The organism is Pseudoclavibacter sp. VKM Ac-2888, assembly GCF_015351285.1.
GTDB lineage: Bacteria > Actinomycetota > Actinomycetes > Actinomycetales > Microbacteriaceae > Pseudoclavibacter.
The window spans coordinates 593,513-615,005 of record NZ_JADKSM010000001.1 but is presented as its reverse complement, the minus strand read 5'-3'; the positions used below and the strand labels follow the sequence as shown (position 1 = coordinate 615,005).

21 protein-coding genes are annotated in these 21,493 nt (G+C 67.9%); 11 read left to right on the top strand and 10 right to left on the bottom strand.

The genetic code is table 11. The annotated features are described in order from the left end of the window. Positions 1 to 31: 31 nt before the first annotated feature. The 4 genes from ITJ61_RS02880 to ITJ61_RS02865 form a co-directional block, all read right to left on the bottom strand. Positions 32 to 2,173, bottom strand: a complete 2,142-nt coding sequence (locus ITJ61_RS02880) for a 3-hydroxyacyl-CoA dehydrogenase NAD-binding domain-containing protein (RefSeq protein ID WP_104241342.1) — start codon at positions 2,171 to 2,173, stop codon at positions 32 to 34. A 5-nt stretch (positions 2,174 to 2,178) separates the two neighbouring features. Then, entirely contained in the window at positions 2,179 to 3,405 is a 1,227-nt protein-coding gene (locus ITJ61_RS02875; protein WP_258063782.1) for a thiolase family protein, read from the bottom strand. 75 nt (positions 3,406 to 3,480) lie between these two features. Continuing rightward, a complete protein-coding gene (locus ITJ61_RS02870) occupies positions 3,481 to 4,707 on the bottom strand; it encodes a ribonuclease D (protein ID WP_194685373.1) in 1,227 nt (408 codons plus the stop codon). Then, the gene (locus ITJ61_RS02865) at positions 4,697 to 5,302 is read right to left on the bottom strand and encodes a DUF3000 domain-containing protein (RefSeq protein WP_104241339.1); all 606 of its coding nucleotides are present in this window, start codon (positions 5,300 to 5,302) and stop codon (positions 4,697 to 4,699) included. The genes ITJ61_RS02870 and ITJ61_RS02865 overlap by 11 nt, the downstream gene beginning before the upstream one ends. A 104-nt stretch (positions 5,303 to 5,406) precedes the next feature. On the opposite strand from ITJ61_RS02865, the gene ITJ61_RS02860 reads away from it, so the two are divergent. Further along, positions 5,407 to 6,588, top strand: a complete 1,182-nt coding sequence (locus ITJ61_RS02860; protein ID WP_104241338.1) for an alpha/beta hydrolase — start codon at positions 5,407 to 5,409, stop codon at positions 6,586 to 6,588. Here ITJ61_RS02860 and ITJ61_RS02855 read toward each other — a convergent pair. After that, complete coding sequence (locus tag ITJ61_RS02855) at positions 6,585 to 7,028, bottom strand: SufE family protein (RefSeq protein WP_104241337.1); 444 nt, start codon at positions 7,026 to 7,028, stop codon at positions 6,585 to 6,587. The two genes, ITJ61_RS02860 and ITJ61_RS02855, sit on opposite strands and share 4 nt — an antisense overlap. Positions 7,029 to 7,197: 169 nt before the next feature. On the opposite strand from ITJ61_RS02855, the gene zapE reads away from it, so the two are divergent. The 4 genes from zapE (at position 7,198) to ITJ61_RS02835 (ending at position 11,236) form a co-directional block, all read left to right on the top strand. Further along, positions 7,198 to 8,184, top strand: a complete 987-nt coding sequence (zapE, locus tag ITJ61_RS02850) for a cell division protein ZapE (RefSeq protein ID WP_104242065.1) — start codon at positions 7,198 to 7,200, stop codon at positions 8,182 to 8,184. Positions 8,185 to 8,389: 205 nt separating this feature from the next. Further along, on the top strand, positions 8,390 to 9,622 hold the full coding sequence (locus tag ITJ61_RS02845) for an ammonium transporter (RefSeq protein WP_104241336.1): 1,233 nt from the start codon (positions 8,390 to 8,392) through the stop codon (positions 9,620 to 9,622). A gap of 122 nt (positions 9,623 to 9,744) precedes the next feature. Further along, the gene (locus tag ITJ61_RS02840; RefSeq protein WP_104306820.1) at positions 9,745 to 10,245 is read left to right on the top strand and encodes a DUF456 domain-containing protein; all 501 of its coding nucleotides are present in this window, start codon (positions 9,745 to 9,747) and stop codon (positions 10,243 to 10,245) included. 112 nt (positions 10,246 to 10,357) lie between these two features. Continuing rightward, positions 10,358 to 11,236, top strand: a complete 879-nt coding sequence (locus ITJ61_RS02835; protein WP_104306819.1) for a hypothetical protein — start codon at positions 10,358 to 10,360, stop codon at positions 11,234 to 11,236. A 105-nt stretch (positions 11,237 to 11,341) separates the two neighbouring features. Here ITJ61_RS02835 and ITJ61_RS02830 read toward each other — a convergent pair whose 3' ends face one another. Further along, positions 11,342 to 14,194 carry an ExeM/NucH family extracellular endonuclease gene (locus ITJ61_RS02830; protein ID WP_194685372.1) on the bottom strand — a complete coding sequence of 951 codons (2,853 nt, stop codon included), beginning with the start codon at positions 14,192 to 14,194 and terminating at the stop codon, positions 11,342 to 11,344. Between the two features lie 106 nt (positions 14,195 to 14,300). Beyond that, positions 14,301 to 15,308, bottom strand: coding sequence for a Ku protein (locus ITJ61_RS02825; RefSeq protein ID WP_104241332.1), 1,008 nt, complete (start codon positions 15,306 to 15,308; stop codon positions 14,301 to 14,303). Between the two features lie 93 nt (positions 15,309 to 15,401). Here ITJ61_RS02825 and ITJ61_RS02820 point away from each other — a divergent pair, with 93 nt between their 5' ends. Then, positions 15,402 to 17,804 (top strand): ATP-dependent DNA ligase, encoded by a 2,403-nt coding sequence (locus ITJ61_RS02820; protein WP_104306817.1) that lies wholly within the window; start codon positions 15,402 to 15,404, stop codon positions 17,802 to 17,804. A 90-nt stretch (positions 17,805 to 17,894) separates the two neighbouring features. Here ITJ61_RS02820 and ITJ61_RS02815 read toward each other — a convergent pair whose 3' ends face one another. Further along, positions 17,895 to 18,098: a hypothetical protein gene (locus ITJ61_RS02815; protein ID WP_146080211.1), complete on the bottom strand. Its 204-nt coding sequence runs from the start codon at positions 18,096 to 18,098 to the stop codon at positions 17,895 to 17,897. A 143-nt stretch (positions 18,099 to 18,241) separates the two neighbouring features. On the opposite strand from ITJ61_RS02815, the gene ITJ61_RS02810 reads away from it, so the two are divergent. Both ITJ61_RS02810 and ITJ61_RS02805 read left to right on the top strand, forming a co-directional pair. Then, complete coding sequence (locus tag ITJ61_RS02810; protein ID WP_104241329.1) at positions 18,242 to 18,805, top strand: hypothetical protein; 564 nt, start codon at positions 18,242 to 18,244, stop codon at positions 18,803 to 18,805. An 87-nt stretch (positions 18,806 to 18,892) separates the two neighbouring features. Next, on the top strand, positions 18,893 to 19,111 hold the full coding sequence (locus tag ITJ61_RS02805) for a DUF3263 domain-containing protein (protein WP_104241328.1): 219 nt from the start codon (positions 18,893 to 18,895) through the stop codon (positions 19,109 to 19,111). A 42-nt stretch (positions 19,112 to 19,153) separates the two neighbouring features. On the opposite strand, the gene ITJ61_RS19675 is transcribed toward ITJ61_RS02805, so the two are convergent. Next, positions 19,154 to 19,567, bottom strand: a complete 414-nt coding sequence (locus ITJ61_RS19675; protein ID WP_219819627.1) for a DUF5996 family protein — start codon at positions 19,565 to 19,567, stop codon at positions 19,154 to 19,156. Here ITJ61_RS19675 and ITJ61_RS02795 point away from each other — a divergent pair. Next, positions 19,519 to 19,761 carry a hypothetical protein gene (locus ITJ61_RS02795; RefSeq protein ID WP_104241327.1) on the top strand — a complete coding sequence of 81 codons (243 nt, stop codon included), beginning with the start codon at positions 19,519 to 19,521 and terminating at the stop codon, positions 19,759 to 19,761. The two genes, ITJ61_RS19675 and ITJ61_RS02795, sit on opposite strands and share 49 nt — an antisense overlap. 68 nt (positions 19,762 to 19,829) lie before the next feature. Continuing rightward, positions 19,830 to 20,156 carry a hypothetical protein gene (locus tag ITJ61_RS02790; RefSeq protein ID WP_104341010.1) on the top strand — a complete coding sequence of 109 codons (327 nt, stop codon included), beginning with the start codon at positions 19,830 to 19,832 and terminating at the stop codon, positions 20,154 to 20,156. A 19-nt stretch (positions 20,157 to 20,175) separates the two neighbouring features. Here the strand turns inward: ITJ61_RS02790 and ITJ61_RS02785 are convergent, their stop codons facing one another. Further along, positions 20,176 to 20,382, bottom strand: a complete 207-nt coding sequence (locus ITJ61_RS02785) for a hypothetical protein (RefSeq protein ID WP_104241325.1) — start codon at positions 20,380 to 20,382, stop codon at positions 20,176 to 20,178. Positions 20,383 to 20,469: 87 nt separating this feature from the next. Between ITJ61_RS02785 and ITJ61_RS02780 the strand changes: the two genes are divergently transcribed. Next, positions 20,470 to 21,159, top strand: a complete 690-nt coding sequence (locus ITJ61_RS02780) for a hypothetical protein (RefSeq protein WP_104306812.1) — start codon at positions 20,470 to 20,472, stop codon at positions 21,157 to 21,159. The last annotated feature ends 334 nt before the right edge of the window (positions 21,160 to 21,493 follow it).

The following is a 21,493-nucleotide window of genomic DNA, read 5'->3' as shown; positions in this document are numbered from 1 at the left end:
TAGGAGGCGCCTTCGTTGTCAGCTGACGGGGTCAGTGCGACGCGGCTCCGCGGATCGGCGGCGTATGGAAGGTGCCTCCGAACGCCTTCTGGGAGGCTCCGACCCGGTCGAGGTAGGGCGTGATGCCTCCCGCCTGGAACGGGTAGCCAGCTCCCAGGATGAGGCACAGATCGATGTCCTCCGGCCCCGCAACGACCTGCTCGTCGAGCATCCGCTTGATCTCGTCGGCGAGGCCGACCTCGACGCGGTCGGCGAACGAGGCGGCGGTCATCGGCGTCTTGCCCCCCGCGACGATCTGCACGGCCTTCTTGTCGAAGCCCTTCACGCGGCCCTTGCCGTCACGGTCGTACAGCTTGCCGTAGTCGGCCAGCCTGTGGAGGTTCTCTGACTCGAAGAACCGGTCAGGGAACGCCTTGTGATGCGTGTCGAGCACGTGGGCGCCGACCTTGAGCCCCACCAGCTCGAGCAGCTCGAACGGTGTCATCGGGAGACCGATCCTGTCGAGCGCGTGGTCGACGGTCTCGAACGAGGTGCCGGTGTCGACCGCGTTCATGGCCTCGCCAAGGACCTTGGCGAGGACGCGGTTCACGACGAATCCTGGCGCATCCCTGGTGATGACGGCGGTCTTCTTGAGGTTCTTCGCGGTTGCCATCGCCGTCGCCAACGTCGCGTCGTCGGTGCTGTCGGTCCGCACGACCTCGATGAGCGGCATCTGCGCGACGGGGTTGAAGAAGTGGAAGCCCACGAGGCGCTCCGGGTGTTCGAGCTGAGCGCCGATCTCCGCGACCGAGAGGGAGGAGGTGTTCGTGGCGAGAACGGTCTCGGGTCCCACGATCTTCTCGAAGTCCGCAAAGACCTGCTGCTTGACGCCCAGCTCCTCAAAGACCGCCTCGATGACCCAGTCGCAGTCCGCGAACTCGCTCCGGTCGGTCGTGCCGTGGACGAGGCCGATCAGTCGGCCGTACTCGTCGCTCTCGATCCGCCCCTTCTCGTGCAGCTTCTCGAGCTCGCGCCGGATGGCCGCGACTCCCGTGTCGACGCGAGCCTGGTCGAGATCGGTGATGACGACCGGCACCTTCAGGCGGCGCACGAAGAGCGTCGCGAACTGTGTCGCCATGAGGCCGGCACCGATGACGCCGACCTTGTCGATGCGGCGAGCGAGGGCCTTGTCCGGGGCGCCTGCGGGGCGCTTCGCACGCTTCTGCACCAGGTTGAAGGCGTAGATCGAGGCCACGAACTGGTCGCCGGAGATGAGGTCGGCCAGGGCCTCGTCCTCCGCGGCGAAGCCCTTCTCCCGGTCGTCGCCCTTAGCGAGCTTCAGCAGCTCGAGTGCGCGGTAGGGAGCGAGCGCGACGGTGCCGAGCTTCTCCTCAAGCGACTTCCTGGCGATGCTGATCGCGAGATCCCACTTCGCGAGGCGCTCGAGGCGTCCGGGAGCGTTCGGCCGCTTGACCTCGATGTCTCCGCCGATGACCTTGTCGGCCCAGGCCAGCGAGTCCTCCAGGAAGTTCAAGCTCGGGAAGATCGCGTCGGCGATGCCGAGCTCCGCCACCTGGGGTCCCTTGAGCATCCGGTTCTGCTTGAGCGGATTCTCGATGATGACCTTGAGGGCGTTCTCGATGCCGATGAGATTCGGGAGGATGCTCGCGCCTCCCCAGCCCGGAACGAGGCCGAGGAAGGTCTCGGGCAGGGCGAATGCCGGAACGGTCGCGTCGACCGTGCGGTAGTCGGAGTTGAGCCCGATCTCGACGCCGCCTCCGAGCGCGAGTCCGTTGTAGAACGTGAAGCTGGGTACTCCGAGCTTGCCGAGGGAGCCGAGCACCTCATGGCCGAGCCTCGCGAGGAGGAGCGCGACCTCTCGGCTCGGGATCGATCCCACGTTGGAGAGATCAGCTCCGGCTGCGAAGTTGAAGCGCTTGCCCGTGATCGCAACCGCATGGATGTCATGGGAGGAGGCGCGGGCGCGCAGGCCGGAGAGGACCTCGCCGAGTTGGGCGAGCGTCTCCGGTCCGAGCGTGTTCGGGCGCGTGTAGTCGTGGCCGTTGTCGAGGGTGATGAGGGCCAGCGTGCGGCCGCTCGGCAGCGTGACGTCACGGACGAGCGAGTGCGTCACGACCTCGTCGGTGCTCATGGCGAGCAGGGGAGCGTAGCGTGCTCGAAGATCGGTTGCCATGGTGCTCAGCGTCCCTTCTTGCCGAAGCCTCGGCGTGCGTGCGACTTGCCGTTCCAGTTCGGGTTCTCCCAGATGACCGTGCCGCCCTGTCCGAGTCCGACGCACATCGCGGTCAGGCCGAAGCGAACTTCCGGGTGCTCCTCGAACTGCTTCGCGAGCTGCGTCATGAGGCGGACACCTGAGGATGCAAGGGGATGCCCGATGGCAATGGCTCCACCGTACGGGTTGACCGAGGGGTCGTCGTCGTCGATGCCGTAGTGGTCGAGGAACGACAGCACCTGGACGGCGAAGGCCTCGTTGAGCTCGAAGAGTCCGATGTCGTCGATCGTCATGCCGGCGCGGTCGAGGGCCTTCTCGGTCGAGGGCACGGGCCCGAGACCCATGACCTCGGGCTGCACTCCGGCGAACGCGAACGTCACCATGCGCATCTTCGGGGCGAGGCCGAACTCCTTCGCGGCGGCGCTCGAGGCCAGGATGGCGGCCGTGGCCCCGTCGTTGAGCCCGCTGGCATTTCCGGCCGTCACTCGGCCGTGCGGGCGGAACGGGGTCTTCAGCGTCGAGAGCGTCGCCATGTTCGTCTCTGGTCGGAGCGTCTCGTCGCGGGTCGCGAGGCCCCAGCCCGCTTCGGATTCGATGGCGACGGGGATGAGGTCCGGCTGCAGCTGGCCGTTCTCGTAGGCGGCAGCGGCCTTCTGCTGGCTGCGCATCGCGTAGCGGTCGCTGCGTTCGCGTGTGAGCTGCGGGAATCGATCGTGGAGTCGCTCGGCGGTCTTGCCCATGTTCAGGGCGTCACCGCTGACGAGCTGCTCGGCGACGAAGCGCGGGTTGGGGTCTGCGCCGATGCCGAGCGGGTGCCTGCCCATGTGCTCGACGCCGCCGGCGATGGTGACGTCGTAGGCCCCGAAGCCGATGCCGGACCCCATGGTGGTGACGGCCGTCATGGCGCCAGCGCACATGCGGTCGATGGCGAGGCCGGGAACGGTGTTCGGAAGTCCAGCGAGGATCGCCGTGGATCGGCCGAGCGTCAGTCCCTGGTCGCCCTGCTGGGTCGTCGCGGCGATGGCGACGTCGTCGTAGCGTTCGTGCGGGATCTGCGGGTTCCGGTCGAGGAGACCCTTGATCGCCTTGACTGCGAGGTCATCCGCACGGGTCTTCCAGTACATGCCCTTCTCGCCCGCACGTCCGAATGGGGTTCGAACGCCGTCGATGAACAACACTTCTCGATTGGCCACACTGCCTCCAAGCATCTATTGACTCGGTCATCCTATGGATGCTCGCCTGATCGGAAGCCAATGCGTCGTGTGAAGCTACGAATCCTCGTCGTTCTGCACGGAAGTCAATTGGTCAGCTTCTACAAAAGCCGAGGCGATTCCCTGTGCAACCTCGCTGGTCTGCCAGGCCCGTGCGCCGAGCTCGCGCAGGTGCTCGGCGACGGCGTCGGCGGAGACAGGCTGGCGAGGGACCCAGGCGGCTCGCCGCAGCAGCTCCGGCGTGAGCAGGTTCTCGACCGGCATGTGGAGGGTCTCAGCGTGGGCGACGAGGAACTCGCGCGCGAGCTTGAGCCGACGGTCCGCCTCGGGGGAGCGCTGCTCCCACTGGCGGTGGTGCGGCATGCGGTCCGGGTCCCGTGGCGCCTGCGGAGGCAGCTCCTCGGTCGTGAGGCCGCGCTCGACGGCACCCCACCAGCGGTCGAGCTGGGTTCGGGATGCGCGTCCGGTGAATTCCTTCAAGCGTGCCAGCTCGCCTCGAGTGCGGGGCATGGCTGTCGCGACCGCTGCGAGCGCTCGGTCCGGGAAGAGTCGCCCAGGGGCGGTGTCGGTACCGCGCGCCGCCTCGTCGCGAGAGAGCCAGAGCTCCCTCGCAACAGCGAGGGCCCTCGGGCTGCGGAGCCGGCTGATGCCGCCGATCCGACGCCACGGGTCCGGCTTCTTGACCCCCAGCTCGCGAGTGAGGATGTCCGCGAACTCCTCGCGGGCGGCATCGAGCTTCTCGGCGTCGATGAGCTCCTGGTGGAGCTGGTCCCTGACGTCGATGAGCAGCTCCACGTCGAGCGCAGCGTACGCGAGCCAGGTTTCCGGCAGTGGGCGAGTCGACCAGTCGGCGGCTGAGTGCGCCTTCTCGAGCGAGATGCCGAGCAGGCGCTCGATGACGGCGCCGAGCCCGACTCGCTCGTACCCGAGGAGCCTCGCCGCGAGCTCGGTGTCGAAGATGAGGCTCGGGTCGAGATCGAGCTCGCGGAGGCACGGAAGATCCTGTGTCGCCGCGTGGAAGATCCACTCCTCGTCGCCGATGATCTCCTGCAGCCGCGCGAGCGATCCCGTCGCGATGGGATCGATGAGGAGCGTGCCGCTCCCTCGCCGGTAGAGCTGCACCAGGTAGGCGCGCTCCGAGTATCGGTATCCGGATGCGCGCTCCGCATCCACGGCTACGGGTCCCGTGCCGGCGGCGAGACGATCAAGTGCCGCCTGCAACTGCGCTTCGGTCTCGATCACCTCCAGTCCGCCAGCTTTCAGACGGTCGGCATCAAGCCCCATCTTTCGCCTTCCTCAAGTGCTGGAGAACCTGGACTCCGTCGTCGGCCTCGGTCTCCGGGGGCATGCCCGCCAGCAGGCAGAGCAGCTCGCCCCAGGCTTCCGCGTGAGCCGCGAGGTCCGTCTCCCGTGGGGTCCAGGATGCTCGGAGTTCGATCTGGGCGCCCTCGCCCTGGTCTTCGAGCTCGCCGAAGCCTCGACCGTTGATGGTCGTCGCCGTGCCGGACGGGTGCTCGAAGGCCGCGCCTCTGGACTCGAGGGCATCCATGAGCCACGACCAGGCAACGGGCGCGAGGAAGGGGTCGACGCCGATCTCGGGTTCGAGGGGAGCCTGGGCGAAGCACACGACGCGGAAGGCGCCGCGCCAGGCTTCTGGCTCGCTCTCGTCGTGCAGCAGGATGAACCTGCCGGTTCCGAGCTCGGAATCGCTCGCGTGAGCAGTAGGCCGCACGTCTCCGGAGAGGGCGAGCGACTCGGGGGCCAGGTTCGCCGGGGGGCGGATCTCACTCACCGTGAGGGCAGAGCGGAACTCGGCCGCACGGACCGCCTCTACGGCGGCCTCGAACTCCGGGGCGGATCGATGCAACGGGACAACCACGCGACGAGAATAGGCCTGGCCCTGGGCTCCGCAGATCAGGCGCGCCGTGTCGGAACGTCGCCCGTCCGGCGTGTTCACGGCCGGGTTGCGTCATCATCGACGTGATGTGTGCCGCAAAACGTGCCTCAACCGAGTCGTCGTCGTCGGCGACGAAATTCGCCGCAGCCTCGCTCGGCGCTCTCGTCGTGGGACTCGGGGCCGTCGTCGCGACCGCCTCGACCATGGTCGCGCGCGCAGTCGTCACCCCGCCGCGCCGCCGCAAGGATCCGGTCCGCCTGCTCGGCGTCGACAAGCAGGCGGGCACCGTCACGCTCGCGCGCACGCCGGAGACGGCCGCTCCCGGGCACTACAGCCTCGTCTTCGCGGCAGAGACGGGTCGCGCCAACGTGGGTGCAGTGGTCGACGAGTCAGAGCGCACCGTCACGAGGCGCTTCTGGGGGGAGCAGGGCGCGCAGCTCGAGCGGGTGCGGTCCGTGCGCCTGGCATCCGCGCCGCAGCTGTGGGTTCGGGACCTCAACCTGCCCTGGCGCTGGGTCGATGTGCAGACGCCACTCGGTGCGATGCCAGCCTGGCTCATCCCCGCGGCTCAGGCCAGCGACTCGTGGGCGATCCACGTCCACGGTCGCGGTGCGGTCATGACGGAGCCCCTCCGGGCCGTTCCGCTCTTCCGCGGTCGAGGCTGGAACTCGCTCGTCGTGAGCTACCGCAACGACGCTCTGGCGCCGCCCTCGCCAGACGGCAAGTTCGGTCTGGGAGCCACGGAGTGGCGCGACGTCGAGTCGGCGATGGACTGGGCCGTGTCCAGGGGTGCTCGGCGCATCATCCTCGTTGGGTGGTCGATGGGCGGGGGCACGGTCATGCAGGCGGCCCTCAACGCGCGACACCGGGAGCTCATCGCGGGCATCTTCCTCGAGTCTCCGGCGTTGAGCTGGCGATCGATCCTTCGTTATCAGGGATCGGCCATGCGGCTCCCTCGATTCGTGACCGCACTCGGCATCTGGCTCATCGGCAGCCCGCTCGCCCGGCCCCTCCTCGGCCTGGAAGCGCCGATTCCGCTCTCGAAGCTGGAGATCCTCGATCGGCTCGCCGAGCTGACGGTGCCCATCCTGCTCTTCCACTCGAGTGGCGACACGGTTGTGCCGGTCGATGCGAGCCGGGAGCTCGCCAGGCGGCGCCCGGACCTCGTCACCTATCGGGAGTTCGAACGGGCCCTGCACACGCGGCTCTGGAACGTCGACAGCGGGAGATGGGAGCAGTCGCTGGACGAGTGGCTGGCGACCTTCTAGGAGCGTCCGTCCGCCGAGAGGAGCTCGAGCAGCTGGCGCTTCGCCCGCGCCTGCAGGGCCACCATGCCGCTTCGTCGCAGCGGTGAGACCAGATCCGTGAGCCCGAGGGCGCCCGGGAGATCCTCGGGAAGCCCCAGGAGAGCCTCCGGTTGCTGCCCATCCACGCCCTGGACAAGCGCAGCCGCGAAGCCCCGTGTCATCGGCGCGCCGGGTGGAACGGAGATGCGCAGGCGCACACGCCGCTCCGGGGTCAACGAGACGTCGAAGAAGACGGGCGACTGACACTCGATGACGCGCTCGAACGACGCGGTGTCGCCCGGGTCGACGCCGGGGAGCTCTGCACCGATCTCGGCGAGGAGCTCGAGGCGGTCGCGGGGCGATACCTCGAGCAGCTCCTCGCGGAGCAGATCGAGGGATTCCGGAAGCGTGACGTCGTGCATGCCACCACGGTACCGGGCAGGTGCCCCGACGACGCGCAGCTGAGCGGCTGGCGGTAGGATCTGCAGGAGCCCGCACCGGGCATTACTCACTGGAAAGTACGAGGACTCCGTGGGCGTAGGCCGCTTGCTGCACCTGACCGAACTCTCACCGACCGTCACGGCGGCAGAGATGGTGAAGGACCTCGTGCCTCCCAGGCAGTTCGACGCCGCCAAGTTCGCCACGTACCGACCCGATCCCGAGTACCCGTCCCAGGCCGCTGCCGTTGAGGCGGGGGAGCGCTTCGCCGGAGTGAAGGCAGCTCCCGCGTCCGGGAGCAAGGGCCTCTTCGGCTTCCTCAAGAAGGCACCGCCCGTCAAGCCCGGCATCTATCTCGACGGCGGCTTCGGCGTCGGCAAGACGCACCTGCTCGCCTCGATCTGGCACGCGCACCCAGGACGCAAGTACTTCGGCACCTTCATCGAGTACACCGCGCTCGTGGGCGCTCTCGGCTATGCCGAGGCGGTCCGCTCGCTGCGGGGCACCAGCCTCATCGCCATCGACGAGTTCGAGCTCGACGACCCGGGCGACACGATGGTCATGTCCAGACTCCTCGGTGAGCTCGTCGACTCGGGTACGAGCATCGCCGCGACGAGCAACACCCCGCCGAACGCACTGGGCGAGGGTCGCTTCGCGGCCTCGGACTTCCTTCGCGAGATCACGAAGCTGGCCGACGTCTTCGACACCCTGCGCATCGACGGAACCGACTACCGGCGCCGCGACATGTCCGGCCACGCCGCCGTCACGCCGCCGGAGCGCCTCGGCTCGCTGGTGGAAGACGCGGTCGCAGACGGCAAGTCGGTCGCGTACGACGGCTTCGACGACCTCGTGCAGCACCTCGCCACCGTGCATCCATCCAAGTACGTCCGGCTCGTCGAGGACATCGACCTCCTCGCCCTCAGCGATGTGCACGAGCTGACCGACCAGGCCGAGGCCCTCCGGTTCGTCGCCTTCATCGACCGCGTCTATGACGCGCAGATCCCCATCGCGGCATCTGGGCTCGCCCTCGACCGGATCTTCGGCGGCGGGATGATCGACGGCGGCTACCGCAAGAAGTACCTGCGCTGCGTCTCCAGGCTCATCGCCTCGACCGCGCAGGAGCAGACAGCCTCCGTGTGACGGGCGCGTCCCGTGCCACGCCTCCGGTGGCGCGATGACGCTCGCGACACAGACTCGTAACACACCGGGCCGCTCCGAAACATGATGGAAACGGTCCCGCCCCATCGCTGACACGCGCCTTGCGCAGACTCATTGCATCTCCCCACTCCGTGTCACGACGACGCGGCCTCCAGGTCGCAGCACGGGTGGCGAAAGCGAGGATGCAATGGATACCGGTGGAACCGCCTGGCTGATGATCAGCGCAGCGCTTGTGCTCTTCATGACACCAGGACTCGCCCTCTTCTACGGCGGCATGGTGAAGGAAAAGAGCGTCGTGAGCATGATGATGCTCTCGTTCGGGGCCCTCGGCCTAGTCGCAGTGCTCTGGATCCTCTACGGCTACAACATGTCGGCTGTCTCGGGAGATTCCTTCTTCCAGTTCGCGGGAGACCCCCTCTCCGACTTCGCGCTCACCAACCTGATCCAGGACAGCAACGCGACCGCCGGTGCGGCGTACGGCGGCACCTTCGCCATCATCACCACTGCTCTCATCTCGGGAGCCATCGCAGACCGAGCCAAGTTCGGTGCCTGGATGCTCTTCGCCGGCATCTTCGCGACGTTCGTGTACTTCCCCGTCGCTGCCTGGGTCTGGGGCGGTGGCTGGATCATGCAGCTCGGCGCGCAGCTCGGCTTCGAGGGTGTCGAGGTCATCGACTACGCGGGTGGCACGGCGGTGCACATCAACGCCGGAGCGGCCGCGCTGGCCCTCGCTCTTGTCCTCGGCAAGCGCGTCGGCTTCGGCAAGGGCATCACGCAGCCCCACAACGTTCCTCTTGTCCTCCTCGGAACCGCGATCCTCTGGTTCGGCTGGTTCGGCTTCAACGTCGGCGCGGCGTGGGGCGACCTCGAGGGCACCGAGTTCCCGGGACCCGGACTGCTCTTCATCAACACGATCGCAGCTCCCGCCGCGGGTATCCTCGGCTGGATCATCGTCGAGAAGCTGCGCAACGGCAAGGCGACCTCGATCGGTGCCGCGTCGGGCGCGATCGCCGGCCTGGTCGCGATCACACCGGCCTGCGCCGTGCTGACGCCCGGCTGGGCGCTGCTGCTCGGCCTCGTGTCCGGTGTCCTGTGCGCCTTCGCGATCGAGCTGAAGTTCAAGCTCGGCTTCGACGACTCGCTCGACGTCGTGGGCCTGCACCTCGTCGGCGGCCTCGTCGGCTCCATCTGGCCCGGCCTGTTCGCCTTCGACACCGGTCTCTTCACCGGTGGCGGGTTCGAGCAGCTCATCGTCCAGCTCATCGCTTCCCTCGGTGTCCTCCTCTACTCGTTCGGAGTGAGCTTCCTCGTGGCCTGGGTCATCCAGAAGACCATCGGCTTCCGGGTGCGCCACGAGGACGAAGTGGCCGGCGTCGACGTGGTCGTGCACGGCGAGACCGGCTACGCGCTGTCCCGCTGATCACGCGGACGGCCTTCGGGGGCCGTGCATCCACACCTGTGGATGCACGGCCCCCGTTCTCGTTCATCACCCCGAGCGCACCCCCAAGGGATGGGACTCGGCAACCCGGTACGGTTGAGGGCATGAGCGCACCTGTGATCGCAGCAATCGTCGCCGTGGTCCTCGCCATCATCGGCATCGTCGGCATCATCGTTCCCGTGCTGCCAGGCAGCATCACGATCGTCATCGGCTTCCTCGTCTGGGCGATCTTCGCCGGCTCCTGGCCCGTCTGGGTTGCGTTCGCGATCGGCGCCGTTCTGCTCATCACGGGCATGATCATCGGCTGGGTGCTCACGGGGCGTGGCCTGCGCAAGAAGCAGGTCCCGAATCGCTCCGTGCTCATCGGGCTCGGCGTCGGCATCGTCGGGCTGTTCGTGCTGCCGGCGTTCGGGCTTCCGATCGGCTTCGCCGTCGGTCTCGTGGCCTCGGAGTACGTGAGGGTTCGGGAGTTCCGCGCAGCCCTCGACTCGAGTTGGACCGCAGTGAAGGCGCTGGGCCTCGGCATGGTCATCGAGCTCATGTGCGCGCTCGTCGCTACGACGATTCTCGCGATCTCGATCTTCGTCCATTTCGTCTGGCTCTGAGTTTCCTGAACTCGCGGGCAGGTCTGACTTCGACTTTTGCGCAGATCCCCATACCCTGGGTGGAGCTGTCCGCGTTCTGTGCGCGAGAGCAGATCGTGTTCGGAGGAGCCGTATGTCGAACGGGGAGACCTCGAACGCCGTACTGGCGTTCGTGAAGAAGCGCCCTGGTGAGCTCGCTGCGGCGACCATGAGCGTCATCGCCGTGGGTGCCGTGGTCGCTGCGCTGACGGTCTCGAGCGGTCAGGGCGCCAAGGTCGCCGAGCCGATCGACACGGTTGCTGCCCCGGAGACGACGAGCGTAGCCGCATCGACGGCGAACTCGAGTGACGTCGTGAACCTGCACATGCTCGCGCAGCCGCTCGCCAGCCTGCCTGCTGAGCGGGTGGGATCTGCGCAGAAGACTGCGCTGGAGGATGCCCTCAAGCAGGTCAAGGACGCACTCAGCGCGACGGCGTCGGAGGCAGATTCGCTGCAGACGGCGTATACGGCGCTCCAGAACGCAGTTGGCGGTATGGCCACGAGCACGCTCGCGCTGGGGCGTGAGCATCGCCTGCAGGTGACGCTCGCATCGGCGGACATCCTCACGGCCTACGATGCTGCGCTCATCGAACTGGATGACGCCGCCGATGACCGTGCGCGCACGAGCGGCATCGCGTCCGTCGTGCGCCAGGGCACCGCCGCTCAGAGCTCCCACAGCGCCGCCGTCAACTCCCAGCAGGGCGAGGACCCCAACGCGCCGGAGCCTCCACTGGATGATTCCGGAGACGACGAGCCCACCCAGGCCCCCAGCCCGTCGGAGCCGGTACCGCCGGCGCTGACGGCCCAGCCTGTCCCGGACGGTCCTGGTGCCAGCACGCCCCCGACGGAGCCCGAAGAGACACCGGCGCCGACGGATCCCCCCGTTCCGGAGCCGACCGAGGGTCCCAACGAGCCGCAACCGACCGGTGAGCCGACGCCCACCGCCGAATCGGGCAGTACACCGAGCACCTGACGCTCGGGCGCTGGCCCGGACATCAGAGAGCCGGCCGCAGTGCATCCCTGCACTGCGGCCGGCTCTTGTGCTGAGCCCCGACCGTGCGGGCGCCCGTCTGTCAGATCAGGCTCGTGCCCTGCGCCGCCTCAGGAGCAGCGCGAATGCTCCCGCGAGCAGGCTCGCCCCACCGCCGACAGCCAGGAGTGCGCCGAGATCGGCCCCGGTGCTCGCGAGCTGCTGGGCTTCCGCGCCTGGGCCATCGTCCGAGCTGTCCCCGTGTGCGCCTGGGGCCGTGGGACCTGCGCCGGGCGTCGCGAACGCACCGGGCCCACCAGCATCGCTCGGAGTCGGAGTCGGAGTCGGAGTCGGGGTCGACTGCGGCTCGGAGGGGACCGGCGTGCTCGTCGGACCCGCCGTCGGCTGCGGCGACGGCTCTTCGGCGAAGTCCAGTCCGATGAGGAACGGGTTGTGATCGGAGGAGCGGTACACATCGCCCGAGTAGAGCTGTGTGCGGTTGTAGTTGTTTCGGCTGTACTCCGTGCCGACCTGCTCGTAGGCGTTGATCGTCCAGACGTCGGCGCCCGTGACCGCGTCCTCCGCTGCGTTGCTCGCCAGGATGTGATCGAGCGACCCGACAGCGCCGCCGAAGCTGTACGAATACTCGGTACCCGGTGAGCCGGGCACTCCAGCGGCGCGGTTGCGCGCATCCCCCAGGTTCGTGAAGCCCGCATCTGCGAGCACGCGCATGGGGGCCTCGTGGGAGTAGCTGTTGAAGTCGCCGGTCAGGAAGACCAGATCGGTGCCGTGCTCCGCGCGCTGTGCCTCCGTGAAGCGGACGAGGGCCTGCGCCTGCCGTGTTCGGTCACCGTTCCAACCGCCGACGGCTGCTGCGGGTCCGACGGCGTCGTCGTTGTTGGCATTGTCGCCGTCGCCTGAACCGCCCTTCGACTTGAAGTGATTCGCGACGACGACGAACTCCGTGTCCGTCGCTGGGTCAGAGAACGCCTGGGCGAGGGGCGCACGACCGTTCGCGAAGGCCGGGTCGTCGAGGATGCTCGAGGGGTGGCTCACCTCGACGGAGGCCGGCTGATAGATGAACGCCGTGCGGATGACGTCGTCACCCGTGGACGGCACCTCGGCGGGGGGTGGAACGTGGGCCCATCGCTCCGAGCCTGCCGCCGTGTTGAGCGCCGTGACGAGATCGATGAGCGCCGCGTCGCGGTCCTTGCCAAAATCCGACGAGTCCTCGATCTCCTCGAGCGCGACGATGTCGGCGTCGAGCTGATTGATCGCGGCCACGATCTTCGCTTCCTGCCTCGCGAGGTTCGCCTCGTCCCAAGCGCCGCGCGGGAGGCATCCGTTGGCGCTCACCGGCTTGCCATCCCGATCGGTGTAGCTCTCACTCGGGTCGCAGAAGTCCACGCCGAGGCTCGTGAAGTAGTTGAGCACGTTGAACGTGCCCAGCTGGAGGCTGCCGCCGACCAGCTCGGGAGCGGGCTCGCGGGCATCGGAGAAGGTGGCTGGTGCGCCGTTGCTGCCCGTGAGCGTCGATGTGGGCTGGAAGCGGTAGCTGTCGAAGGAGTAGTGCACGACGACTGGCTGCGTGAAGTTCGCTGTCGCACCGATCGTGACGGGCGACTCGATGCTCAGGTAGGGGAGCGGGATGTCGGCGTTGATGAGGCCGCCACCTTCTCGACGGAGGAAGTCAGTCGATGCGCCGTCATCGAGGATGACGCTGTTGGCGGCGTTGTACTCCGCCTGCGCGACCGCCTCTGGGCTGCCCGGTGCCCCAGCCTCCGTCGGCGTCACAAGCAGACGTTCGCCGACGGAGAGCCCGATCTCTCCGTACTGGTTGAGCGCGTAGTTGTCTGCCACTCGGTAGGTGCCAGCTGGGGCGAGGAGCATTCCCTCAAAGCGCTCCCGCTCCTCGTCCGTCTCCGGCCACTCGATCGAGAGGGGCTCTACGACGTCCGCAGGCCCGCGCTCGAGCTGCTCGACAGCGCTTGCGCTGATCTGCGTCGACTCGAACCGCTCAGCGACCCGTCCGATGACCGCGACTCGATCGCCGATCCTGACGTTGGCGGCGGCTGCCGGGCCGTAGACGAAGATGCCGGTCGAGGCGGTGTGCGCGGTCGGGTCGGTCGCGCCTCGGGTCTGGATGTTGAAGCCGCCGAGTCCGCCTTCCGCGTAGACCGCGGTGACGATGCCCTCGGTCGTCACCGTCTGGTCGACCATCGGCGACGCCGAGCCCGTGCCCTGGATCTCCGCGATCGACGCGAGCTCCGTGCTTGGCGGCACCGTCGGGGTCGAGCTCGCCGTGGGCTCGGGGGTGGTGGTCGAGCCGTTCGCGGAGCTCTCTGGTGTCGGCGCCGCGGCGACGAAATCGGCGGAGTTCTGGTCGGTGTCGACCCCCGCCGTCGCGCGCTGCGTGCTCAGGGCATTGTCGAGTTCCGGCGCGGGAGCTGCGCCCTCGAAGACGCTCGCGGTGCCGTAGCCGACAAGATCAACGACTGCAGCCGCGCCTGTGCCGTCCGCTCCGGGAAGGCTGATCACGTCGGTCGTGCTCGCGAGAACCACGATGCCACCACGCGCGCCCATGGCGATGTCGCCGCTCGAATCAGGGGTCGGCAGCTCGCCGGTGCTGGCGCTGCCGGCTGCCAGCGCGAGGAGATAGTGACTCCCAGGCGCCACATCGCCCGAGAGTTCGGCGACTCCGCCGAGATTGCCGCTCGCGGAGAAGTACTGGACGGACCAGCCTTCGATGCTCACCGCCGAAGCGCTCGGGTTGTAGAGCTCGACGAAGTCGTTCGAGAAGCTCGACCCCGTGTTGCCACCGCCGCCGTACGCCTCGTTGATGACGAGCTCGGTGCCGCTGGGAGCCGCGAAAGTCGGGGGCGCGGCGGCAACGAGCAGGCCGCCTCCAGCAAGGGTCGACGCGGTTCCCACCGCAAGGAGCTTCTGCCAAGTTCGAGTCACGGTGTCCTCCTGGGCGTGCGTCTGTGACGGGTCGCGGTCACCGTATCGCCACGGTCTCGCCCAGCGACTTCGCGCACGTGAACACCCGGTGAACGGGGCAGCCCGTCTACCCGGCCTTCGAGCGCGTCGCTGAGCCGGCCTTCGTGCGCTTAGCTGAAGCATCGGCCTTCGGCGCAGCCTTGGTCTTTCCCTGCTTCGCGGGAGCGGACTTCTTCGGAGTCGTCTTGCTGGCAGCGTTCTTCTTCGCGCCCGCCTTCTTCTTGCCGCTCCTGCCCTGAGCTCCGGCGCTCGACCTCGTCTTGTTCGCGACGCCCTTCTTCGCAGGTGTCGTCTTCCCCTTGTCGATGCTCCTGCGAAGCGCCTCCATGAGGTCGATCACCTCGCCGCCTGGTTCAGAATCCTCGGACTCGCCGAAGGTCGCCGCCGTGTCGAGGGCGTCCCCCTCCGCGAGCTTCGCGTCGATGAGCTGCTGCAGCTGCTCCTGGTAGTCGTCGGTGAAGCGATCCGGCGCGAAGTCGGCCGCGAACGAGTCGACCAGCGACGCCGACATCTTCAGCTCTTTCGCCGAGATCCTCACGCGTTCGTCGAGGGCCGGGAACTTCGCCTCGCGCACCTCGTCGTCCCAGAGCAGGGACTGCAGCATGAGCACGTCGCCTCGGGTCCGAAGCGCGCCCAGCCGCGACTTCTGCCGCAGCGAGAAGTGCACGATGGCGGTCCTGTCGGTCTTCTCCAGTGTCTTGCGCAGCAGCACGTACGCCTTCGCCGACTTCGAATCGGGTTCGAGGAAGTAGCTGCGGTCGAACATGATCGGGTCGAGCTGCCTGCTCGGCACGAACTCGACGACGTCGATCTCACGACTGCGCTCTTCCGGCAGCGAGCTCAGGTCCTCCTCCGTGAGCACGACGGTCCTGTCCTCCTCGGCGTAGGCCTTGTCGATGTGCTCGAAGTCGACGACCTTCCCGCAGACCTCGCAACGTCGCTGGTAGCGGATGCGCCCGCCATCCTTGTCATGGACCTGGTGCAGGTGCACGTCGTGGTCCTCGGTGGCGCTGTACAGCTTCACGGGCACATTGACGAGGCCGAAGGCGATCGAGCCTTTCCAGATGGATCTCATGCGCCCAGTACAGCCGACCAGTCACGTCGCAAACCGGGCCGAGGCTGTGTATTCGCCGTTCCACGACTCAGGAGTCGGGTGCATCCTGGGCCGATGGCGACGTCCCAGCAGACGGTGGTGGTCGAGGGGCACCGGGTGACCCTGACGAACCTCGACAAGGTGCTGTACCCCGAGTCGGGCACGACAAAAGCGGAGGTGCTCTCGTACTACGCGGAGATCGCGCCCTTCATGCTTCCGCACATCCGGCAGCGGCCGGTGACCCGGAAGCGGTGGGTGGACGGCGTCGGCACGGCAGAGCACCCCGGGAAGGTCTTCTTCCAGAAGGATCTCGAGGCGAGCGCGCCGGACTGGGTGCCGCGGGAGGGGATCGATCACCGGGACCACAGGAACGAGTATCCGATCGTCCGTGATGTCGCGACGCTGACGTGGCTCGCCCAGGTCGCGGCGCTGGAGCTCCACGTGCCGCAGTGGCGCTTCTCGGCTCACGGCGCGGCTCTGAACCCAGACCGGATGGTGCTCGACCTGGATCCGGGGGAGGGCGCCGGGCTCCTGGAGTGCGCCGAGGTTGCGCGGCTCGCGCGCCGCATCCTGAGGGACATGGGGCTCGACCCGGTCCCGGTGACCAGCGGCAGCAAGGGCATCCACCTGTACACGGCCCTCGACGGAACCCACACCTCCGAGCAGGTATCGCAGGTCGCGCACGAGCTCGCGAGAGCCCTGGAGGCCGACCACCCCGAGCTCGTCGTGAGCGAGATGAGAACGGCCCTGAGAACAGGCAAGGTGCTCGTGGACTGGAGCCAGAACAGCGCCGCGAAGACCACGATCGCTCCCTACTCGCTTCGCGGGCGCGCGCGTCCGACCGTCGCCGCTCCGCGCACGTGGCGAGAGCTCGCCTCCAACAGGCTTCGGCAGCTCGAGTTCGCCGAGGTGCTGGAGCGGATGCGCACACACGCGGATCCACTCGCACCCGTTGCCGAGGCGGGCCAGGAGGACAGGCTGCTGCGCTACCGATCGATGCGCGATGCCACGAAGACGACCGAGCCCGTGCCCGAGGCCGCCCCACGCCCCTCGGACGGGCGGAGCTTCGTCATCCAGGAGCACCACGCGCGGCGGCTCCACTACGACGTCCGCCTCGAGCGCGACGGCGTGCTGGTGTCCTGGGCAGTCCCGAAGGGCATACCCCCCGAGACCACGCGGAACCACCTCGCGGTGCAGACCGAGGACCACCCGCTCGAATACGCGACGTTCGAGGGGACGATCCCGAGCGGCGAGTACGGGGCGGGCGAGGTGCACCTCTGGGACTCCGGCACCTACGAGCTCGAGAAGTGGCGGGACGGCGAGGAGGTCATCGTCACGCTCCACGGTGCGGCCTCGGGCGGACTCGGCCAGCCGACACGGGTGGCCCTCATCCGCACACGGGGGAGCAGCGACGCGAAGGACACCTGGCTGCTGCACCGGATGGAGCGAGGAAGCCCTTCGACGAAGACGCCGAAGTCGAAGTTCCACGGCCCCGGGCAGGAAGGTGGTGCCGGGAGCTCGATAGCGCCCATGCTCGCAACGCCTCGCGAGAAGGGCATCTTCGAGGACGAGGAGGAGTGGGCGTTCGAGATGAAGTGGGACGGACTCCGTATCGTCGCCACCGTGCAGCCGGACGACATCCGTCTGCGCACGAGGAACGGCAACGACGTGACGGCGGTCTACCCGGAGGTCGTCGAAGCGCTTCGGGCGAGCACGTCGGGCCGGTCGGTGGTCGTGGATGGCGAGGTCGTGGCGCTCGACCGCAGGGCACAGCCGGACTTCGGTCGGCTGCAGGCGAGGATGGGCCTGCGATCGCCGAGGGACGTGGCACAGGGCGTGAAGGCCGTGCCAGTCGAGTACTTCGCGTTCGACCTGCTCGAGGTCGACTCCCAGAGCCTGCTTGGTCGGCCGTACGTCGAGCGCCGTGCCCTGCTCGATGAGGTCGTGCGGGAAGCGCATGGCCTGCGGGTGCCACCGGCGATCACGGGCGACGCCCGACTTGCCCTATCCAGCAGTGCGGAGCTCGGTCTCGAGGGCATCATGGCGAAGCGTCTCGAGAGCGTCTACCGGCCGGGACGGCGCTCAGACAGCTGGGTCAAGGTCAAGCACCACAGGTCCCAGGAGGTGATCGTCGGCGGGTGGAGGCCGGGCCGTGGACGCCGGGCGGGTGCCATCGGTTCGCTGCTCCTGGGGGTGCCAGGGGCAGAGGGGCTTCGCTACGTCGGCCGGGTCGGCACCGGCTTCAGCGACCGAGAGCTGGAGCGCGCGCTCGGCAAGCTCGAGTTGGAGACGAGGGGGACCTCGCCGTTCGAGGACATACCGGCGTCAGACGCGAAGGGTGCCGTCTGGGTGGGTCCGGTGTTCGTCGGGGAGGTCGAATTCGCGGAGTGGACCGCTGGCGGAAGGCTCCGGCAACCGAGCTGGCGAGGATGGAGGCCGGACAAATCACCCGCAGACGTGGAGCCTCCGGGGGACTGAGCTCCGAGCGTGAAGCCGGCCGGCGACACCTGGTCTGAGGACGACGAAGGCCGGGCCCGCCATCGCGGACCCGGCCTTGCGTGAGACCGTTCAGCCGTTGACGCCGGCGGGCGGAATCGTGTCGTCGCGGTGCTGGGCTGCGTCGTCGCGGACCTGCGTCGGCGGCTGGTCGGGTCGTTCCTGGTTCGGTTCGCCGGTGCCGAGGCCCTGGATCGACTCGGCTTCGAGCCGCTCGTTGGTCTCGTCGAGGGCGGCGTCGTTCTCGGACTCTGGGTTCGCGTGCTGATCTGACATGACAACGACCGTACGCATGTCAGCCGAGACGAAGATGAGTGCGTGACGGGCCCCTCCCGGGCTGGTCGCGCATCCGTTCACACGGAGACCATAAGGTGCTGGTGGAGAATCGGCATCGCCCGACCTTGAGGAGACCGCTGTCCATGACGAGCACCCGGCCCGTGCCGCCTGCCCACGCACGAGCGACGCCGCAGCGACGCCGGCGACGCTCACTCGGCAATGTCGTTCTCGGCGTGCTCGGCACGGCCCTCATCTTCGCTGGAGCGGCGGTCCTGGCGGCGTCGCTCTTCGCGCCGACGACGGTTGAACGCGGATACGGTCAGGTCAAAGCTGCTGTGAACGACGTCGCGGCTGAGGTGCAGCTTCCCGCGGTGCGCCTCGGTGTCGAAGGCGGACAGGCGGAACTCGACGTGTGCGACGGGGCCTTCATTGAGATGACCTCGTACCGGAACACCGTCGGCGTACCAGCCGTCTACGCCGCGCACAACAACTGCGGGGGCGACATCGTCTTGAACTGGGAGGTCGGCACGCAGTTCGAGGTCGAAGGGCAACCAGGCACGTTCGAGGTCGTCGACGTGCGGCACACGGCGAAGCACTGGGAGACGACCGAGGCGCTCATCGGGTTGCAGGGCGATTTCGCGCTGCAGTCATGCTTCTACGGCGAAGACCGGATGCAGTTCGTCGGCGTCCGTCCCGTATCCGGCTAGGGCTGAATGCCGGTTCCCGGCATGCACGAAACGGTGGCGGAAATCAAGAGCTTGAGCCTTGATTATGTTGTCACCTATCCTGCGGAGATGATCACCGCACGAGCAAGGGCGCTCCTCGACTTCGAGACCGCGAATCCTGAGCGCAGCGTCTCGAAGCTGGAGAAGATCCGAGGGCTCGGCCTGACCCCTGATGGCTACGAGGCCCGGCTTGAACTGCTGGTCGCCGACGTCGACGTCATGGCCGAGTATCCCGAGCTCGTCTATCGCTACTGGAACCAGCGGCGCGGGCAGGCATCCCGCCGCTGAGCTCCTCAGCTGGCCCGTGCTACGGCGCTCTGGCGCCCGACGTTACGCGTTCTGGTTGACGCTCTCCCAGTCGGCGAGCGTGGCCGCAGCGTTGTACGTTGCGGTCAAGAAGCTATGAAGAAGCGCATCCGGGTCAGTGGATGCACGCACCGCTTCGTAGGGCAGGAGGAACTCGCCGAGTGCGCCGTCCCAGTAGGCGCCGTCCGGAACCTGCACCTCGGCGAAGCCTGCTGGTGAGGGGTACGCATAAGAGTAGTACGCGCCCTCGCCGCGGCCAGATGCGTGCGACTGACCTCCGTCTCGTGGGTGAGCAGCGTCTCCGGCAGAGGGCTGAGCAATCTCCCCCTCGCAGGCGAAGGCACGCTGGCGAGGAGCGCATAGCTTGGAGAGCGACGAAGGGATACGACATGGACAACGCAGAACGCGGAAGCAACAGGAGTGGCGCGAACGGATCAACGCAGATGAGCGTCGGCATGTCCCTCGGGCTCCTCATCGGCGTCACCCTCGCACTGATCCTGGACAGCTGGGCCATCGGACTGGGCATCGGGGTTCTGGTCGGCATCCTCATCGGAATCGTCTGGTTCCTCGCGGTCCGAGGCAGAGCTAGCCCGGACGGTGAAGGAGACGCTCGTGCAGACGCCGGCGCCTGAGCGAACGCGCTCACGTCGATCCCTGCGCGCCGTTGCACGCTGACCACAGAGATCTGCATACTGAGGCCATGCCCCGCGTTCAGCGCATCATTCTCGCGTCCGGCTTGCTGCTGACCGCTGCGCTTGCGCTGGTGGTCGTGGCGAGCCAGATCGGCATGACGTGGTACTCCGCGCCTGGCGCCAGCGGAGTCGCCACGGAGCAGACCGCGGTGTTCGAACCAGCGATCGTCGGGACCGTGGTGACCGCCCTCGCCGCGCTCGCGCTTCTCGCGCAGGTCCTGGTCGCCGCACGGCGCACCGTGCCGCGGTGGACCTGGGCTGCGTCTGGCGCAGTCTCCGCTCTCGCCGTGGTCGCAGCCGTTGTCGTGTCCACGGCAGACCGCCCAGTGTTCTAGGTCTCGCCGCTGTCGCGCGCTAACTCTGATCGGGAAGCCAATCCGAGGTGAAGACGATATCGAGGAGCATCGTCGTGATCTCCAGGCCGGCGAGGGCTCCCGCGGCCAACAGGACGATCGCGACCGTCACGACGGTTCGACGCCGTCGTCCGAGCGGGGTGAGGAGCAGGACACCGCTCGCGAGCACCACGGCACCGAGCACGAGGCCGAACAACGGGAAGGTCATCCACGTATCTTGGCTCGACGAGAATCCTGGTGCCTGTGAGCGCGGCCGCAAAGCTGCCCCTCCGCGTCAGCCGCCTAGGATCGCGCCATGACCAAAGTCGCGGGCCCCCGATCGGGCAACGGGTACTGGGGCACGCAGATCGTCGTGACCGCGCTGCTCGGGGCCGGGAGCGTTGCAGCCAGCTACGTCCTCCTCGTCGTCAAACCGGATGAGCCGGGCGGCGCGGTCCTCATCGCGCTCATCGGCATCGCGCTCCTCACTACCTTCGCGTGGACCGTCGACACGGCGACACGGTCGACCCCGCTGGAGCGAGCTCTCTTCGCCTGGGCGATCATGCAGCACGAGGCAGCGGGACACGGGAACGACGCACTCGCGATGAGCGATGCTGCGCGGGCACGTGATGGCACCCTCGACGCCGATCGAATCCGCACCCTGCAAGCCCTTCGGCCCGGCAATCCCTACCCGACTCACCTCCCGGTCTCGGATGCAGCGAGAGGCGAACCCGCGACGGCCAGGCGAGACACCGGCCCGGACCGTACCCGCCTCGCGCTGGCCGCGCTCTTCCTCGCCTTGACAGGCCTCTACTTCAGCTGCATTCCGCCGGTGTTCATTCTCGGCTGGCCGTTCCAGCTCGCCGCGTCGATCATGGCGGTGTTCGCGATCGTGCCGCGCGGTCGTGGGCGCCGCCTGGGTATCGCCGCAGCGAGCGTGTCCGTGCTCGGGACGATCGTGACGCTCGTCTTGCTGCTCGTGAGGATCCTCCAGGCGCTCACCTGACGCTCGTCGGGTGGCACGGGCGAGGCTGCCGCAGTGCGTGGTTGAGCGCGCGGAGGAACAGCTCGATCCTCGCGTCCTCCTCTCGCAGCCTCCGATGAGCTGCCGCGATACAAGGCCCGGGCAGCGCTGGGGCGCGGATCCCGTCGTCACATCCGAGTCATCACCCTGCGCACACTCCGGCCTACCGTTTCGCGACAGCTATGTGCCAAAAAACGAAAACGTGCCACTAAATTGCTCGCAAATCCGGTTAATTTCTTACTCTCTGAGCGGCACTTCATACCAAGTGCCACGTTTTGACCTGGGTGCAAGGATTGCCCGGGGGGGGGGGGGGGGG

Bases quoted from the DNA above. Each gene is read 5' to 3' on its own strand.
- ITJ61_RS02880 (WP_104241342.1), bottom strand. From the start codon at position 2,173: ATGGCAACCGATCTTCGAGCACGCTACGCTCCCCTGCTCGCCATGAGC.
- ITJ61_RS02870 (WP_194685373.1), bottom strand. From the start codon at position 4,707: ATGGGGCTTGATGCCGACCGTCTGAAAGCTGGCGGACTGGAGGTGATC.
- ITJ61_RS02860 (WP_104241338.1), top strand. From the start codon at position 5,407: ATGTGTGCCGCAAAACGTGCCTCAACCGAGTCGTCGTCGTCGGCGACG.
- ITJ61_RS02855 (WP_104241337.1), bottom strand. From the start codon at position 7,028: ATGCACGACGTCACGCTTCCGGAATCCCTCGATCTGCTCCGCGAGGAG.
- zapE (WP_104242065.1), top strand. From the start codon at position 7,198: ATGGTGAAGGACCTCGTGCCTCCCAGGCAGTTCGACGCCGCCAAGTTC.
- ITJ61_RS02845 (WP_104241336.1), top strand. From the start codon at position 8,390: ATGGATACCGGTGGAACCGCCTGGCTGATGATCAGCGCAGCGCTTGTG.
- ITJ61_RS02840 (WP_104306820.1), top strand. From the start codon at position 9,745: ATGAGCGCACCTGTGATCGCAGCAATCGTCGCCGTGGTCCTCGCCATC.
- ITJ61_RS02835 (WP_104306819.1), top strand. From the start codon at position 10,358: ATGTCGAACGGGGAGACCTCGAACGCCGTACTGGCGTTCGTGAAGAAG.
- ITJ61_RS02825 (WP_104241332.1), bottom strand. From the start codon at position 15,308: ATGAGATCCATCTGGAAAGGCTCGATCGCCTTCGGCCTCGTCAATGTG.
- ITJ61_RS02820 (WP_104306817.1), top strand. From the start codon at position 15,402: ATGGCGACGTCCCAGCAGACGGTGGTGGTCGAGGGGCACCGGGTGACC.
- ITJ61_RS02815 (WP_146080211.1), bottom strand. From the start codon at position 18,098: ATGTCAGATCAGCACGCGAACCCAGAGTCCGAGAACGACGCCGCCCTC.
- ITJ61_RS02810 (WP_104241329.1), top strand. From the start codon at position 18,242: ATGACGAGCACCCGGCCCGTGCCGCCTGCCCACGCACGAGCGACGCCG.
- ITJ61_RS02805 (WP_104241328.1), top strand. From the start codon at position 18,893: ATGATCACCGCACGAGCAAGGGCGCTCCTCGACTTCGAGACCGCGAAT.
- ITJ61_RS02795 (WP_104241327.1), top strand. From the start codon at position 19,519: ATGGACAACGCAGAACGCGGAAGCAACAGGAGTGGCGCGAACGGATCA.
- ITJ61_RS02790 (WP_104341010.1), top strand. From the start codon at position 19,830: ATGCCCCGCGTTCAGCGCATCATTCTCGCGTCCGGCTTGCTGCTGACC.
- ITJ61_RS02785 (WP_104241325.1), bottom strand. From the start codon at position 20,382: ATGACCTTCCCGTTGTTCGGCCTCGTGCTCGGTGCCGTGGTGCTCGCG.
- ITJ61_RS02780 (WP_104306812.1), top strand. From the start codon at position 20,470: ATGACCAAAGTCGCGGGCCCCCGATCGGGCAACGGGTACTGGGGCACG.